Origin of the sequence: Pseudomonas huaxiensis (genome assembly GCF_003231275.1) — a bacterium.
GTDB lineage: Bacteria > Pseudomonadota > Gammaproteobacteria > Pseudomonadales > Pseudomonadaceae > Aquipseudomonas > Aquipseudomonas huaxiensis.
In genome coordinates this window covers 161551-177764 of record NZ_QKVL01000002.1, presented here as the reverse complement: position 1 = coordinate 177764, position 16214 = coordinate 161551, and the positions used below count along the sequence as shown (strand labels likewise).

Below are 16214 nucleotides of genomic sequence, written 5' to 3'. Positions count from 1 at the left end.
AGCTACCCGCAAAGAGGGTCTTTATGGCATCCACGAGACGCACTCTTATCAATTCCCGCCATTGACATGCCAGTCCGCGACAAGGTTTCAGGCAACGTTCAGGGCGTCAGAGCCCTGAAAACACTGGGGAAAATAGCACTTTCAATGAATTCTTTTTGAATTCCTTAGGTATACACAAAGAATACAATTCCGTTGACCGCCTCCTGAACCCGTGCGAATCTCGCCTCAAGGCCAGTGTTCGCGGGCACTTCCCCTGGTCAACCGGTGATCCCGGCGCCAGAAATACCCCGCCAGAAAGTTGTGAAGCGGATGCAGGTGAGACTGCCTGCACCCTGAACCACGCAGTGCTCGAAACCAACAACAATGAATGGGCAAGCCATTGCCCTGCCAGCACCACAACCAGGAGATGAACAACAATGAAATTCTTCCGGAAGGCTCTCTGTACGCTCGCAATGGTCGGTCTCACGGTGTTCCAGGCACACGCCGAGGAAAAGACCATCACCATGGGCACGCTCTCGTGGGAAGACCTCACCCCCATCACCACCGTGACCAAGAAAGTGCTCGAAGATGCTGGCTACACCGTCAAGGTGACCAACTTCTCCGAATGGGGCATCGCCTACGCCGCGCTGGGCAAGGGTGATATCCAGATCCTGGCGTCGCAGATCGATTACGCCGCCCAGGATTACTGGAAAAAGAACAAGAACCGTCTGGAAAAGATCTCGCCGGTTTCCCACGGCCTTTACCAGGCGATCGCCGTACCGCGCTACGTGACCATCGATTCGCTGGAAGAGCTGAACGCCAATGCTGACAAGTTCGGCAACAAGATCGTCGGCATCGAGCCGGGTTCGGGTCTGATGAGCGACGCCGCCAAGGCGGTGACCGACTACGGCCTCAAGCTCAACCTGCTCGAGGGCAGCACCGCGGCCATGGCCGCCGCGCTGAAGTCGGCGGTGGACCGCAAGGAATGGATCGCGGTCACCACCTGGGAGCCGTCCTGGATGAGCCAGAAGTTCGACGTGAAATTCCTCAAGGACCCGAAAGGCTCGTTCGCGCCGGCGCAGGGTTACTACTGGATCGGCCACAAAGGCTTCTCGGCTGAATACCCGCAGGCCCGTGAGCTGATTGCCGGGGTCTACCTGCCACTGGCCGATATCACCGCCATCAACGGCGCGATGAAAGACGGCAAGACCGTGGAAGAGGCGGTTGCCGACTGGTCGACGAAAAACGCCGACCTGATCAAACGCTGGGAAAACATCAAAAAATACTGATTTGAAACACCGCGTTGTTCGGGGCATTTCCCGGACAACGCCTTGAACACTGCCGAACTGAACGTAATAAAAAAGCCAACCAGATTCCTGGTTCGACGGGTGCGAGATGAACACAGCAAGCGATGTAGCAGAAGACGTATTGGTGGAGTGCCAATCGGTCTGGAAGATTTTTGGCAAGAACGCCGATACCGCCATGCGTGCTTATAAAGAGCGTGGTTTGAGCAAGAAGCAGATTCTCCAGGACTACGGCTGCGTGGTCGGCGTCTCGGAGGTCAGCCTCAAGGTCAAGCGTGGCGAAATATTCTGCATCATGGGGCTGTCCGGCAGCGGCAAGTCGACCCTCATCCGTATGTTCAACCGGCTGATCGACCCGACCTCCGGGAAGATCCTGATCAAGGGCAAGGACCTCGCCGCCCTCGACGCCGCGGCACTGCGCGAAACCCGCGCCCGCCAGATCGGCATGGTGTTCCAGAGCGTGGCCTTGCTGCCACACCGCACCGTGCTGGAAAACGCCGCCTTCGGCCTGGAGGTGCGTGGCGTCGGCAAGACCGAGCGCCACGCGATCGCCGAGCAGGCGCTGGCCAAGGTGGGTTTGAGCGACTGGTCCCAGCGTTACCCCGACGAGTTGTCTGGCGGCATGCAGCAGCGGGTTGGCCTGGCCCGGGCGATCGCCTCCGACCCGGAAGTGATCCTCATGGACGAACCCTTCAGCGCCCTCGATCCGCTGATCCGTCGGCAACTGCAGGACGAATTCCGCCAGCTCACCAAATCCCTGGGCAAGTCCGCGGTGTTCATCACCCACGACCTGGAAGAAGCCATCCGCATCGGTGACCGCATCGCGATCATGAAAGACGGCGTGATCATCCAGGAGGGCACCGCTGAGGATATCGTGCTCAAGCCCGCCGATGCGTATGTCGCCGAGTTCGTTGCGGGGATTTCTCGGCTGCATCTGGTCAAGGCGCACTCGATCATGTCCTCCGTCGCGGCTCATCCACAGCTTGACCCAACTCGCCTGCCGGGCGCGGGGCCGAATGCCGACCTGGATGCCTTGATCAACCTGATGATCAGCTCCGGCGGTGATGCGCTGGCGGTGGTGGAGCAGGGCCAGGTGCTCGGCGTCATCACCCAGCAAGACTTGCTGCGTGGCGTGCAGGGCCAGCCGGCGGTCGAGCAGCCTGCTGCGCAACTGGAGACCGCGCTATGAACGGCTCCGGTTTCGCCGCAGCCTTCGATGCGTTCGTCGATGCGCGGCTGGAGTGGCTGTCAGACAACGGCGCGTGGTTCTTCGATGGCCTCAACGCGGTATTGCAGGGCGGTTATCAGGTCATCTACAGCGGTCTGACGCTGGTGCCGTTCTACGTGATCATTTTGCTGTTCGGCGCGCTCGGCTGGCGCCTCACCGGCAGTTGGCGTTTCGCCGTGGGCGCCATGCTCGGGCTGGTGCTCTGCGTGATCATGGGCCTGTGGCCGCAGACCATGAGCACCCTGGCGCTGGTGCTGGCCGCCACCAGCATGGCGCTGATCGTTGGCATTCCCGTCGGTGTCGCCGCCGGCCTGATGCCGTCGCTGGACCGGATCAGCGAGCCGGTGCTCGACCTGATCCAGACCCTGCCGCCCTACATTTATCTGCTGCCGGCCATCGCCTTGCTTGGCTACGGGCCGGGCACGGCGCTGGTCGCCACCTTTATCGTCGCGGTCCCGCCGGTGGTGCGGCTGACCTCCCTCGGCATCCGCATGACGCCCAAGGTGTTTATCGAACTGGGCCATGCCAGCGGCACCAACGGTTGGCAGCAGTTCTACAAGATTCGCCTGCCGTTTGCCCTGCCGAGCATCATGGCCGGGGTCAACCAGGGCCTGATGATGGCCTTCGGCATGGTGGTGATCGCCGGCATCGTCGGTTCCGGCGGGCTGGGCGAAGTGATCTACGGCGCGATCCGCACCCTGGATATCGCCATGTCGATCAACGCCGCGATCGCCATCGTCATTCTCACCCTGATCCTCGACCGGATGGCGCAAAGCGCCACGCGTCTCGGCAGGAGGGCCGCAGCATGAACCTTACTGATCTCAAGTTCTCCCCCGGTGCCTGGCTGGCGCCCTCGGTGGATTGGCTCAACGCCAACCTGCACGGCCTGTTCGCCGCCATCAGCCGCTTTATCGAGATGGTGCTGGGCGGTATCGAAGGCGTGCTGCTGGCGGTACCGGCCTACGGCATGATCGCCCTGGTTGCGCTGCTCGCCGGGGTGCTGATCAACCTGCGCGCCGCCGTGCTGGCAGCGGCGATGCTGGGTTTCTGTCTGCTTTCCGGGTTCTGGGTGGCGTCGATGCAGACCATCGCCCTGGTTACGGTGGCGGTGCTGATCTCGGTGACCATCGCCTTTCCGCTGGGCGTGCTGGCGTCACGGGCCAAACGCCTGGACGCGGTGCTGCAGCCGATCCTCAGTGTCATGCAGACCGTGCCGCCGTGGGTGTACCTGATTCCCGCCGTCATGGTCTTCAGCCTGGGCAAGGTGCCGGCGATCCTCGCCACCATCATCTACGGCATTCCGCCGATGCTGCGCTTGACCACCCTGGCGTTCAACCAGGTGCCCCGCGACCTGCTGGAACTGGGCCAGGCCATGGGCGCCACGCCGCGTGGCATCCTGCTGAAGATCGAGCTGCCGTCGGCCATGCCGACCCTGTTGGTGGGCTTGAACCAGTGCATTCTGCTGTCGCTGGCCATGGTCGTTCTGGCCGGGCTGGTGGGGGCGGGTGGCCTGGGCGCGGAAGTGACCCGCGGCCTGACCCGCATGGAAATGGGCCTTGGCTTGCGTGCCGGTCTGACCATCGTCGCCGTGGCGCTGCTGCTCGACCGGCTATCCCGCGGCGCCTTGCAAGGGCGGCGTGTGCGGGCCGCAACCTGACGAAAAATCCCACAATGGCTGTTGGATAAGCGCCGCGCCGGCGTGCATCATGCAAACGATGCACGCCGGCGTTGCGGTTTCCGTCATCCCTCCGGCAACACCAGAACAAGATCGAACGAGGCAACGACGTGGTTGAAAGAAGGCATTTCAGTGATGCCCTGCAGGGCTCAAACCTGCGCTTCACGGGCGAGAAAGGGCAGCCGGCGATTGCCCAGGGCCGGGTCGGTTTCATCCTGCTCGAACACTTCTCCCTACCGGCCTTCACCCAGGCGCTGGACACCGTGGTCACCGCCAACCTGATCCAGTCGGCGTCCTTCACCTACCGAACGTTCACCATGGACGGCGGCTCGCGGGTCAGCGACCTGGGGCTGGTGATCTGCCCGGATGCCGCCCTCAATTCCGCCAGCCTGGACGACCTCGACCTGCTGGTGGTCTGCGGCGGCTTGCGCACCGTGCTCAAGCCGATCCCGGAACTGACCCAGATGCTTCTGCGTGCGGCCGAGAAGCAAGTGGCCCTGGCCGGCCTGTGGAACGGCGCCTGGTTCCTCGGCCAGACCGGACTGCTTGATGGCTACCGCTGCGCCGTACACCCCGAACACCGCGGCGCCGTGGCCGAGATCGCCAAGGACAGCCAGGTCACCAGCGAAAGCTACATCGTCGACCGCGACCGCCTGACCGCCGCCAGCCCGGCGGGGGCGTTCCACATGGTGCTGGAGTGGATCAATACCTTGCATGGCCGCGGCATGGTCGACGCCATCGTCGATATCCTCGCCTTCGAGGAGTCCCGCTACCGTCGCGCGCGGCCGACCTTGCACGAGAAAATGAGCGAGCCGCTGCGCGAAGCCATCAACCTGATGAGCGCGAACATCGAAGAGCCCTTGAGCCAGGATCAACTGGCCCATTACGTCGGCCGCTCCAAACGGCAGATCGGCCGATTGTTCATGACCCAGCTCGGCACTACGCCCGTGCGCTATTACCTGGAACTGCGGATCACCGAGAGTCGCCGGTTGCTGCAGCATTCCGACCTGCAACTGATCGACGTGGCGCTGGCCTGCGGCTTCGTCTCGCCGAGCCATTTCAGCAAGTGCTATGCGTCCTTTTATGGCTACGGGCCGTCGAAGGAGATTCGCCATGGGCTGGTGAAGGGGGGGAAGGGCAAGAGGGTGGAAGAGGTGAAGTGAGCGGGGGCTTGCAAGCGATTGCATTCGACCAGACGCCATCGCTGTCACTGACGGCCTCATCGCCGGCAAGCCGGCTCCCACAGGTTTTGCACGCACAGTAACTGTTCGACCAGGCACCATCTCTGTCACTGACGGCGCCCGCTCACTCCCTTAACCAATCACATACTGCAACACCACCTCCAGCGGGTGCCGCAACTTGCGGTCCGCCAGCCGCTTGACCTGGCTACGGCACGAATACCCGGTCGCCAGCGGCTCGCCGTCCTTCTCCAGTTTGCCGGCCCAGGACTGCTCGAAGATGGTCTTCGAGGTTTCCTGGTTGCGTGCTTCATGACCGTAAGTGCCGGACATCCCGCAGCAGCCCGTCGCTTCGGTCGCCAGTTTCAGGCCCAGGCGCGCGAACACCTGCTCCCACTGGCGGGTGCTGGCCGGTACGTTGGTTTTCTCGGTGCAGTGGGCCATCAGGCGGAAGTTGGCCGTCTTGCCGCCGACGTGCTCTGGCAGCACGTCCATCAGCCATTCCTGCGGCAACAGCACGTTCGGGCAGCCTTCCAGGCCGGGGACTTTCTGGTACTCCTGGCGATAGACCAGGGTCATCGCCGGGTCCAGGCCCACCAGTGGCACGCCGCAGTCGGCCAGGGCCTTGAGCTGGGTGCCATTGCGGATCGCCGCTTTGGCGAAGGCGCCAAGGAAGCCTTGCACGTGCAGCGGTTTGCCGTTGGCGCTGTACGGGGCGAGGAACACGCGGTGGCCGAGGCGGTGGGCGAGGTCGATGAACGACGCCAGCAGCGGCGTTTCGAAGTAGCGGGTGAAGGCGTCCTGGACCAGCACGATGCTGCGCTCGCGCTGTGCCGGGGTCAGTTCGCGCAGGGCCGGCACGCTGGCAGCGCGGACGTTGCAGCGGGTCAGGGTGGCCTGGAAGTTGAAGCGGCTGATCAGCGGGCTGTCGACCATGCCGATCTGGTCCGCCAGCAGCTTGCTCACCCATTTCGAACCCATCACCGCGTTGTACAGCCCCGGCGCGTGGGCCAGGTACGGAATGGTGAACTCCAGCGAGCCGATCAGGTAGTCGCGCAGCGGACGTTGATAACGCTTGTGGTACAGCTCGAGGAAACGCGAGCGGAAGTCCGGCACGTTGACCTTGATCGGGCATTGCCCCGCGCAGGACTTGCACGCCAGGCAGCCGGCCATGGCGTCGTAGACCTCATGCGAAAAGTCGGCCTGGCCGCGTTGCTGGGCGCGGCTGTTGCGCAGGCGTTGCGGCAGGCCCTTGAGCCAGGACGCCTTGTTCTGCGCGGCAGCCAGCACGTCGATATTGGCCGCGCCCTGCAGGCGCAGCCATTCGCGGATCAGCGAGGCGCGACCCTTGGGCGAGTGGCGACGTTCGCGGGTGGCTTTCCATGACGGGCACATGGCGTCGTCAGGATCGAAGTTGTAGCAGGCGCCATTGCCGTTGCAGTGCACCGCGCTGGCATAGCTCTGCCAGACGCGCTCGTCGATCTGCCGGTCGTGCTCGCCGCGCAGCGGGGCTTCGTTGACCTTGATCAGGCCCTCGGCGCTGTCCGGCGGGGTGCAGATCTTGCCAGGGTTGAGCTGGTTGTGCGGGTCGAAGGCGCCTTTGAGGCGTTGCAGCGACGGGTACAGCGCGCCGAAGTAGGCGGGCACGTATTCCGAACGCAGGCCCTTGCCGTGCTCGCCCCAGAGCAGGCCGCCGTAGTGTTGGGTCAGCGCGGCCACGGCATCGGAAATCGGCTTGACCAGTGCGGCCTGGGCCGGGTCTTTCATGTCCAGCGCCGGGCGCACGTGCAGCACGCCGGCATCGACGTGGCCGAACATGCCGTAGGTCAGGCCGTAGCCGTCCAGCAGGGCGCGGAACTCGGTGATGTAGTCGGCCAGTTGCTCCGGCGGCACTGCGGTGTCTTCCACGAACGGCTGCGGGCGCACTTCACCCTCGACGTTGCCGAGCAGCCCCACCGAACGCTTGCGCATGGTGTAGACCTTGGTCACCGCGGCAGAACCTTCGGCCAAAGTGTGGCCGAGGCGCTCGACGCTGCGGTCGGCCTGCAAGTGTTCGATAAAGGCGGCGACCCGAGCATTGACTTCGTCCGGCTCATCGCCGCAGAACTCCACCAGGTTGATGCCCAGGGTCGGCTTCTCGGGATCGGCCGGGAAATATTCGGCGACGCTGTGCCAGACGATGTCCTGCATCGCCAGCATCAGCACCCGCGAATCCACCGTCTCGATCGACAGCGGTTTGTGCGCCATCAGCGCATTGGCGTCGCGCAGGGCGTCCATGAAGCTGACATAGCGGACGTTGACCAGCACCGCGTATTTCGGGATCGGCAGCACATTGAGCTTGGCCTCGACCACATAGCCCAGCGAACCCTCGGCGCCGCACAGCACGCTGTTCAGGTTGAACAGGCCGGCGTCGTCGCGCAGGTGTGCCAGGTCGTAGCCGGTCAGGCAGCGGTTCAGTTTGGGGAAGGTGCTTTCGATCAGATCGCCCTGGGTTTCCTGGATCTCGCGGGCCATGCGGTAGACCTCGCCAACCCGGCCGGGCAGGGCGCAGGCGGCGTCCAGCGTGGCGTCATCGATCGGCAGGCTGTGCAGGCGCTCGCCGCCGAGCAGCACGCTGTGCAACTCCAGTACGTGGTCGCGGGTCTTGCCGTAGGTGCAACTGCCCTGGCCGCTGGCGTCGGTGTTGATCATGCCGCCGACGGTGGCGCGGTTGGAGGTGGACAGCTCCGGGGCGAAGAACAGCCCGTGGGGTTTCAGCGCGGCGTTGAGCTGGTCCTTGACCACCCCGGCTTGAACCCGCACCCAGCGCTCTTCGACGTTGATTTCGAGAATGGTGTTCATATGCCGCGACAGGTCGACGACGATGCCGTCGGTCAGCGACTGGCCGTTGGTGCCGGTGCCGCCGCCGCGCGGGGTCAGCTTGATCTGCTGGAAGCGTGGCTCGGCCATCAGCGTGGCGACCCGCGCTACGTCTTCGGCGTCCAGCGGAAACACCGCGGCCTGGGGCAGGCGCTGATAGATGGAGTTGTCGGTGGCGAGCACGGTACGGGTGCCGTAATCGGTGCTGAACTGGCCACGGAAACCGGCGGCGCGCAGGGCATCGAGAAAGGCGGAATAGTCGGTGGCGGGTGCGCTCACCGGCAGTTGGGCGATCATCACGGGATGGCCTATTTTATCTTTGGCTAATCATTGGATTCCTGACGTGAATGTATGGTCTCGAACCGTCAGGTGGTGGATGATGCCAATGATTCCCGAGTCTGGCGCTGCGCACAAACGGATAATGGCGCGGCCTTTGATGAGTTTTATGAATGAATTACCGAAACCTGACCCCGTCGATGTCACTGCTTCTGGCATTCGAAGCCGCTGCCCGGCATGAAAGCTACACCCGCGCGGCGGTGGAATTGTCCCTGACCCAGAGCGCGGTCAGCCGCCAGGTCCAGGCCCTGGAGCAGCAACTGGGGGTCATCCTGTTTCGCCGCGAAGGCCGCACCGTCAAGCTCACCGAGGTGGGCCGGCTCTACCAGCGCGAGATCAGCGAGGCTCTGGGCCGGATCCGCAGCGCCACCCTGCATGCCATTGCCCACCAGGCCGGCGGCGGCAACCTGCGCCTGGCGACACTGCCGACCTTCGGTTCGACCTGGCTGCTGCCGCGCCTGCACGAGTTCTATCGCCGCCATCCCGAGGTGCAGGTGCACATCAATTCGCGGATCGAACCGGTGGACTTCGCCACCAGCGGCATCGACGCCGCCATCGTCGTCGCCAGCGGCGACCAGCCGGGGCTGGTCTGCCACCTGCTGCATGCAGAGGAACTGGTGGTGATCCTGTCGCCGGCGCTGGCGGCGTCCCGCGATGTGTGGACGCCCGAGGACATCAGCCGCCAGGTGCTGCTCAGCGTCGCCAACAATCCCCATGCCTGGGGCGACTGGTTCACCCACCATGGTTTGGCGCACCAGGCCATGCGCCTGGGACCGAGCTTCGAACTGACCTCGCACCTGATCCAGGCAGTACGCGCGGATATCGGTATTGGCCTGGTGCCGCGCATCCTGATCACCGATGAGTTGGCCGAAGGCAAGCTGGTCAGCCCGGTGCTGCCCTATGCCAGTGCCCGCAGCTATTACCTTGTGTATCCACCGCGTAACCAGTCGCTGCCGGCGCTGGAGGCGTTTCGCGAATGGTTGCTGGAAGAGCCGGATATGCGGGCTTGAGGGGAGGTGTTGGCTGGGGGGGATATCGCGAGCAAGCTCGCTCCTACAGTGGGTGTCACGACCTGCCAGGCCATGGTCGGCCGCCTTGTGAGGGGGCTCGCAAGAGGCGGTCTACCATGGCCATTGCGGTGCGCTTATTTTCCTGAATCAGGCACCCGCCCCCGCACCAGCTCCATCCAGCGCCCGTCGCACCTTGTCCAGCAACTCGCCGATCTGGAACGGCTTGAACAGCATGTCCATGCCCGGCGCCAGGAACGCCTGGCGGTTCAGCGCACTCTGGGCATATCCGGTCATGAACAGAATCGGCAACGCAGGCCGCCATCCCCGGGCGACATCGGCCAGCTCACGGCCGCTCATGCGCGGCAGACCGACATCGGTCAGCAGCAACTCGATGGACGGATCGTTCTGCAGGTTCTCCAGCGCCAGCTCGATGCTTTCCACCGCCGTGCAGCGGTAGCCGGCATCCAGCAGTACTTCACTGACGAACATCCGCACTGCCGGCATGTCCTCGACGATCAGCAAGTGCTCGCCGTGCCCTTGCGAGTTGACGCTGTCAGGCACCACGCTGGGCGCCGAGGGCGCGCTGCTGGCCGGCAGGATCATGGTCACTTCCGTCCCCCGGCCGATCACGCTGCGGATATAGGCGTCGCCGCCGGACTGGCGGGCGAAGCCGTAGATGGTCGAAAGCCCCAGACCAGTGCCCTGGCCCAGCGGTTTGGTGGTGAAGAAGGGTTCGAAGACCTTGTCGATCACGCTGTGGTCGATGCCGATACCGTCATCGCGCACCGACAGCGAAACATACGCGCCGTCCTGCAGCTTGGGGTTGCCGAGGGCGCTGGCGCTCTGCGTGGTAACCCAGATGGTGCCGCCCTGGGGCAAGGCATCGCGGGCGTTGATCACAAGGTTCAGCACCGCGCTTTCCAGTTGCACCGGGTCGACCAGCGCGGTCGCCGGTTGATCGGTCAGTTCCAGCTTGAGGGCGATGCGTTCGCCGATGGTGCGGATCAGCAGCTCTTCCAGCGAACGCACATGCTCGTTGATGTCCACCGGCCGGGTATCCAGCGGCTGCTGGCGGGCGAAGGCCAGCAGGCGGTGGGTCAGCGAGGCGGCGCTGGTGGCGGAGTTCAGTGCTGCGTCGGCGTAGATCTGAAGCTTGCCCGCCGGTTGCCCGCTGGTCTGTTTGCGGATCAGTTCCAGGCTGGTGATGATCCCGGTGAGCAGGTTGTTGAAGTCGTGGGCGATGCCGCCGGTGAGCTTGCCGAGGGCGTCCATTTTCTGCACCTGCAGCAGTTGCGCTTCGGTGCGCGCGCGCTCGGCGACCTCTTTCGCCAGTTGGGTGTTGGCGTCGTCCAGTTGTGCCCGGTGTGAGCGCTCGCGGTGGCGGTGCTCGGTGACGTCCTCGACGAACACCAGGCTGGAGCCCGGCGTGCGGTAGGGTGAAATCTGCCACTCGGTTTCCCGCGTCTCGCCCTTGACCCGCATGTTCAGCGTGCCTTTCCAGCGCTCGCCGTCGGCCAGGCGCAGGCGCAACTCGCCGATCGTGGCCGACGGATTATCTTTCAGGCAGTCATTCAGGGCGTTCGGGTCATCGTTGTCCGGCAGCAGCCGGGCAAAGGCGTGGTTGCATTCGTGGACGGTCAGGTTGGCGTCGAGCACGGCGATGGGCGCCGTGACGTTGGTGAAGATCTCGCGAAAGCGCGCCTCGCTCTCGCGCAGGGCGTGTTCGGTGTCGCGAACCCGCAGCAGGGTGCGCAGGGTCGCCAGCAGCACGTCCGGGTCCACGGGGTGGATCAGGTAGGCATCGGCCCCGGCGTCGAGGCCGGTGATGATGTCGCCGGTCTGGATCGACGCGGCCGAGACGTGGATCACCGGCAGCAGGGCGGTGAGCGGGTCGGCGCGCAGCGTGCGGACGATATCGAAGCCGCTCATGTCCGGCAGGTTGACATCGAGGATCAGCGCATCGGGCCGTTCGCGCTCGATCAGCGCCAGGCCTTCGCCGCCGGTGCCCGCTTCGAGGACCTCGTAGCCGTGGCGGTCGAGGCGTCGGCGCAGGGCGTAGCGGGTGGCGACGTTGTCGTCGACGATCAACAGGCGGATGTCACGTTTCATCGACAGACTCCATGGCCACGGCCAGCGGAATGATGACGAAAAAGGTCGAGCCCATGCCGGGCTCACTCTGCACCCCGACTTCACCGCCGAGCAGGGCGGCGAAGCGCTTGCACAGCGACAGCCCCAGGCCCGTGCCGCGCAGGCGTTTCTGCAACGGCGAATCGACCTGGGAGAAGTCTTCGAACAGGGCGTTGTGCAGTTCCGGGGCGATACCGATGCCGGTATCGCTGACGGCGAACCGCACCTGGTCCGTGCCTTCAAGGCGGGCCGAGACGCGCACTTCGCCGCTGGTGGTGAACTTCAGCGAGTTGGAAATGAAGTTGCGCAGGATCTGCGCCAGCTTCTTGTCGTCGGTGTAAAGCCGCGGCAAGCCCACCGGTTCTTCGAAGATCAACGCCACTTCGGCGGTGTTGACGATCGGTCGGAACATGCCGCGCAGGGCGGCGAACAGGTCGAGCATGTCGAACCAGCCCGGCGAGATGGTGATGCGCCCGGCCTCGATCTTGGCAAGGTCCAGCAGGTCGTCGACCATGTCGCTCAGCTCGCGGGTGGCGTTGCTGACGAAGGCCACTTGTTTGTGCTGCTCGGGGCTCAGCGGGCCGTCCAGTTCGTCGGCGAGCAGGCTGGTGATGCTCAGGATCGAGCCCAGCGGGGTGCGGAACTCGTGGCTCATGTAGGACAGGAAGCGGCTTTTCAGGTCTGAGGCCTGGCGCAGTTGCTCGGCCTGGGTGTCGAGTTCCGAGTACAGCGCAAGGACACCCTGGTTGGTTTCTTCGAGTTCGGCGCGCAAGGCTCCGGCCTCGCTTTCCAGGCGCTGGAACAGCGTGCGCTGTTCATCGCTGAGGTTGGACAGGTCAACCATGGGATGCCTCCAGGGCGACGACCAGTACCGTGGCGTCGTCGCGGCCACGGCTGAAGTCGCGGTGCAGAACGGCGGCGATCACCGCCGGGTGGCGATGCACCAGGCCGGGATAGTCGCGCAGGTTCCATCGGGACTGCAGGCCATCGCTGTACATGATCAATAGATTTCCGTTCACGTGAGCATAGTCAAAGGGCTGGGCTTTCCGGTATTGCACGCCGACGATGCCCGGGTGCGAGGTCAGCCCGCGGTAGTTCTCCGGGGCGATCAGGCTGGCGCCGATATTGCCGATGCCGGTAAAGCACAGGCTGTCGCTGCCGGCGCTGAACTGGGCGACTGCGGCTGCGCCGCCGCGGCTGCCGGTCATCGCCTGGTGCATGTCCTGAAACAGGTCGTGCGGGGCGGCGAAGGGCATGCGTGCAAACACCTTGCGCCCGGCGAGGGCGGCGCGCTCGGCTTCTTCGCCATGGCCCAGGCCATCGATCACCAGCGCGCTGACGCCGTTGTCCGCCAGTACCAGTTGCCAGCAATCGCCGCAGGCCGGGTCGTCGTGCAGTGAATGTTGGCTGGCGCCGAAGGGCAGGTCGGCATTGCGCTGGCCGCCGGCGTAGAAGCGCGTCAGCAGCACCGCGCCGCGCTCGTCGGCGTACATGTCGAAGACTTCCGCCTGGCGTGATATCGCGCCCAGGCCGATGCCCTGGGTGCCGCGGGTGGAGAAGCCGTCGGTCAGGCAGGCCTCGCGGTCGAAGCCGCCAGCGCGGTCGATCGCCAGAATTTCCACGCCGACGCCGGTTTTGCCAGGCACCGCCTGTACATGCAGTTCACCACGGGCGGCGTGCTTGAGCAGGTTGCTCGCCAGCTCCGTGGTGACCAGTGCCACCCGTCCGGCATCACCCTCGTTGAAGCCCAGCTGTTCGGCGAGCTTCTGGGTGGTCCGGCGGGCGTAGCCGATCTGGCTGACGTCTTCAATGATCAGGACTTGGGTCAGTGCACCCGCAATCGTCACGTCCATCGGGTGATCGTTATGCGGGTGCCCTCGCCGGGTGCGGTGTCCAGTTCGAACTCTTCCACCAGCCGCTTGGCGCCCGACAGGCCCAGGCCCAGGCCGCCGCCGGAGGTCCAGCCGTCGGTCATGGCCAGGCGGATATCGGCAATGCCGGGGCCGTTGTCGCTGAACTTCAGGCGCACGCCCACCCGGCCAACGTCTTCCAGTACCTGCCAGTCCATGTCGCCGCCACCGCCATAGACCATGGTGTTGCGTGCCAGCTCGCTGACCGCGGTGACCAGTTTGGTCTGGTCGATCAAGCGCATACCGCACTCGGTGGCGACTTTGCGCGCAGTCTGGCGCGCAAGCACCACATCCTGTTCCAGGCGGATCGGTTGGGTGCCGCTGCTGCGCACGATCATTGTCGGGCTACTCGTTCCTGGAGCAGGCGCATGCCCCGCTCGACGTTCAGTGCCGTGCTGACACCGGGCAGGGTCAGGCCAAGTTCCACCAGGGTGATCGCCACCGAGGGCTGCATGCCCACCAGCACCGTGCGTGCATCCATGATGCTCGACAGGCCGGAAATGGTGCCGATCATCCGGCCGATAAAGGAGTCGACCATGTCCAGCGCAGAGATATCGATCAGCACGCCCTTGGCGGACGTGCGACTGATGCGCTCGGACAGGTCGTCCTGGAGGGTCATGGCGAGTTGGTCGTGCATGTCGACCTGGATGGTCACCAGCAGGAACTCACCCATTTGCAGAATCGGAATGCGTTCCATGGGATCAGACCGGCTTGATAACGCTGATGCCCAGGCGGGTCAGCGCCAGTTTCAGGGCATCGGCCAGGTTGGCCTTGGTCACCACGCCTTGCAGGTCCAGGCCCAGGTGAACGATGGTCTGGGCGATTTGCGGACGCACGCCGCTGATGATGCAGTCGGCACCCATCAGGCGGATCGCGGTGACGGTCTTGAGCAGGTGCTGGGCGACCAGGGTGTCGACGGTCGGTACCCCGGTGATGTCGATGATGGCGATTTCGGCACCGGTATCGACGATGCGCTGTAGCAGCGACTCCATCACCACCTGGGTGCGTTGCGAGTCGAGGGTGCCGATCATCGGCAGCGCCAACACGCCGTCCCACAGCTTGACCACCGGGGTGGACAGTTCCAGCAACTCTTCCTGCTGGCGCTTGATCACCGATTCACGGGATTTCTGGAAGGTGCGGATGGTGTGCATGCCGAACGCATCGAGCAGTTCGGAGATTTCCCAGAGTTGTTCGGCCAGTTGCGCCGGATCTTCACGGTAGTGGCGTTGCAGCAGACTGAACAGCGGGCCTTTGAGGGCAAAGATGAACGCCGCAGTTTGCTGCGAATCATGGCCCAGCAGGGCGCGGCTGTGGGAGAGCTTTTCGAGGAACTGGCGGGTGTTTTCCCAGCCCGCAGCGTTGATGCTTGGACCGCCGCCTTGTTCCAGCCCGGCGGTCACCAACTGCAGGAACTCCGAAGTCTGCTGTTGCAGGTCGTGTTCCTTGAGGTTGCGCGTCGAGCCGCTGTCTTCGAGGCCCTTGGTCCACTCGCCAAGCAGTTGACTGCGTTGGGATTTGATCGCTTCGAGGGTGCTGGTGTTGAGTGTTGCCATTTTTATTGATCGCTCCTGAAAAAAGGACCGGTTGTCCCGAAGCACCGGTCTGCGGACAGTAGCACCGCCGGTGAGAAAATGCTGGGCGTCTTGCCACTATTGGCAGGGAATGTGACTCCGATCATTGGGGTGGGCAAATGGTTCCGTGGCAGCAGAACGATCAATCGCGAAGGCGCCCGGCACGGAGGGTCAGCGGCCAGGTGATCCGGCGGCGGGTGGTCGGGTCGCCCCATTCCTCGGCGAACTGTTGCGCCAGGGTGTCGACCGGATTGAAACCGAGCGCCTGTTGCGCGGCCTTCACCGCCGACCAGGTGTTCAGGTAGCCGATCAACTGCGGCAGGTTCCACTGCATCTCGATGACCTGCGGCGGCAAGTCTATTGCCGCGAAGGGGAAGGGCAGGTCGCGGTAGCCGGTTTCCACATGACGGCGCTCGGGCGGCCAGTAGCTGACGATGTCGTGGTAGTAGAACTGCTGCAGGTGGCGGTCCAGTTCGCCCTCCAGGTGCAGCACGCCGTAGGTGATCAGGGCGATTGCCGCCTGGGGCCGGGCGATGCGCCGGGCCTCGGCGTAGAAACGGTCCAGGTCCAGCCAGTGGGCGGCCTGGGCGACGGTGATCAGGTCGACGCTGTTTTCCGCCAGGCCGCTGTCTTCGGCCAGGGCGGCGCGGTAGATCACGCCTTCGCGGGGTTCGGCGGCGGCGATCTGCGTAGCGCTGGCGTCGGTGGCTACCACCTCGTCGAAGCGCTCGGCCAGCAGCACCGACAGTTGCCCGGTGCCGCAACCGCAATCCAGCGCCCGGCCGGTGCCGGGGCTGATGCTGGTCAGTTCGTCGATCAGTTCCAGCGGGTAGCTCGGTCGGTAGGCCGCGTAGCCGGCCGAGCCGCTGGAGAAATGATCCTTGAAGATGCTGCTTGTCATGAGCTCGGCCTCTGTCTTTTTTTGGTAAAGCGATGCTAGCGCCTGCCAGAGTGTCGACCCAATACGACCTTTATCTGTAGTGGTTGCCCGGCATGGCAAGGGTCGGCCCTTTGGCGCACCTGATATTTTTGTCAGT

14 protein-coding genes are annotated in these 16214 nt (G+C 64.3%); 6 read left to right on the top strand and 8 right to left on the bottom strand.

The window, feature by feature from the left end; translation table 11 throughout:
* Positions 1 to 416 precede the first annotated feature (416 nt).
* The 5 genes from DM374_RS04115 (at position 417) to DM374_RS04095 (ending at position 5349) form a co-directional block, all read left to right on the top strand.
* Positions 417 to 1268, top strand: a complete 852-nt coding sequence (locus DM374_RS04115) for a glycine betaine ABC transporter substrate-binding protein (protein ID WP_110968726.1) — start codon at positions 417 to 419, stop codon at positions 1266 to 1268.
* 106 nt (positions 1269 to 1374) lie between these two features.
* A complete protein-coding gene (locus tag DM374_RS04110; protein WP_110968725.1) occupies positions 1375 to 2472 on the top strand; it encodes a quaternary amine ABC transporter ATP-binding protein in 1098 nt (365 codons plus the stop codon).
* Positions 2469 to 3320 (top strand): ABC transporter permease, encoded by an 852-nt coding sequence (locus DM374_RS04105; protein WP_110968724.1) that lies wholly within the window; start codon positions 2469 to 2471, stop codon positions 3318 to 3320. The genes DM374_RS04110 and DM374_RS04105 overlap by 4 nt, the downstream gene beginning before the upstream one ends.
* Positions 3317 to 4168, top strand: a complete 852-nt coding sequence (locus DM374_RS04100) for an ABC transporter permease (RefSeq protein ID WP_110968723.1) — start codon at positions 3317 to 3319, stop codon at positions 4166 to 4168. Before DM374_RS04105 ends, DM374_RS04100 begins: the two co-directional genes overlap by 4 nt.
* A gap of 128 nt (positions 4169 to 4296) precedes the next feature.
* Entirely contained in the window at positions 4297 to 5349 is a 1053-nt protein-coding gene (locus DM374_RS04095) for a GlxA family transcriptional regulator (RefSeq protein ID WP_110968722.1), read from the top strand.
* Positions 5350 to 5499: 150 nt separating this feature from the next.
* Here DM374_RS04095 and ydiJ read toward each other — a convergent pair whose 3' ends face one another.
* Entirely contained in the window at positions 5500 to 8520 is a 3021-nt protein-coding gene (ydiJ, locus tag DM374_RS04090; RefSeq protein ID WP_110968721.1) for a D-2-hydroxyglutarate dehydrogenase YdiJ, read from the bottom strand.
* A 152-nt stretch (positions 8521 to 8672) separates the two neighbouring features.
* On the opposite strand from ydiJ, the gene DM374_RS04085 reads away from it, so the two are divergent.
* Positions 8673 to 9569, top strand: coding sequence for a LysR substrate-binding domain-containing protein (locus tag DM374_RS04085; protein WP_110968720.1), 897 nt, complete (start codon positions 8673 to 8675; stop codon positions 9567 to 9569).
* A gap of 147 nt (positions 9570 to 9716) precedes the next feature.
* Here DM374_RS04085 and DM374_RS04080 read toward each other — a convergent pair whose 3' ends face one another.
* The 7 genes from DM374_RS04080 to DM374_RS04050 all read right to left on the bottom strand — a co-directional run bounded on the left by DM374_RS04080 (position 9717) and on the right by DM374_RS04050 (position 16078).
* Positions 9717 to 11678, bottom strand: a complete 1962-nt coding sequence (locus DM374_RS04080; protein WP_110968719.1) for a response regulator — start codon at positions 11676 to 11678, stop codon at positions 9717 to 9719.
* Positions 11668 to 12540, bottom strand: coding sequence for a sensor histidine kinase (locus tag DM374_RS04075; protein WP_110968718.1), 873 nt, complete (start codon positions 12538 to 12540; stop codon positions 11668 to 11670). Before DM374_RS04075 ends, DM374_RS04080 begins: the two co-directional genes overlap by 11 nt.
* Positions 12533 to 13549 (bottom strand): ATP-binding protein, encoded by a 1017-nt coding sequence (locus DM374_RS04070; RefSeq protein ID WP_225422441.1) that lies wholly within the window; start codon positions 13547 to 13549, stop codon positions 12533 to 12535. The genes DM374_RS04075 and DM374_RS04070 overlap by 8 nt, the downstream gene beginning before the upstream one ends.
* Positions 13540 to 13944 carry an anti-sigma regulatory factor gene (locus tag DM374_RS04065; protein ID WP_110968717.1) on the bottom strand — a complete coding sequence of 135 codons (405 nt, stop codon included), beginning with the start codon at positions 13942 to 13944 and terminating at the stop codon, positions 13540 to 13542. Before DM374_RS04065 ends, DM374_RS04070 begins: the two co-directional genes overlap by 10 nt.
* Complete coding sequence (locus DM374_RS04060) at positions 13941 to 14303, bottom strand: STAS domain-containing protein (RefSeq protein ID WP_110968716.1); 363 nt, start codon at positions 14301 to 14303, stop codon at positions 13941 to 13943. The genes DM374_RS04065 and DM374_RS04060 overlap by 4 nt, the downstream gene beginning before the upstream one ends.
* 4 nt (positions 14304 to 14307) lie before the next feature.
* Entirely contained in the window at positions 14308 to 15159 is an 852-nt protein-coding gene (locus DM374_RS04055; protein ID WP_110968715.1) for an STAS domain-containing protein, read from the bottom strand.
* Positions 15160 to 15319: 160 nt separating this feature from the next.
* Entirely contained in the window at positions 15320 to 16078 is a 759-nt protein-coding gene (locus DM374_RS04050) for a class I SAM-dependent methyltransferase (RefSeq protein ID WP_110968714.1), read from the bottom strand.
* Between the last annotated feature and the right edge of the window lie 136 nt (positions 16079 to 16214).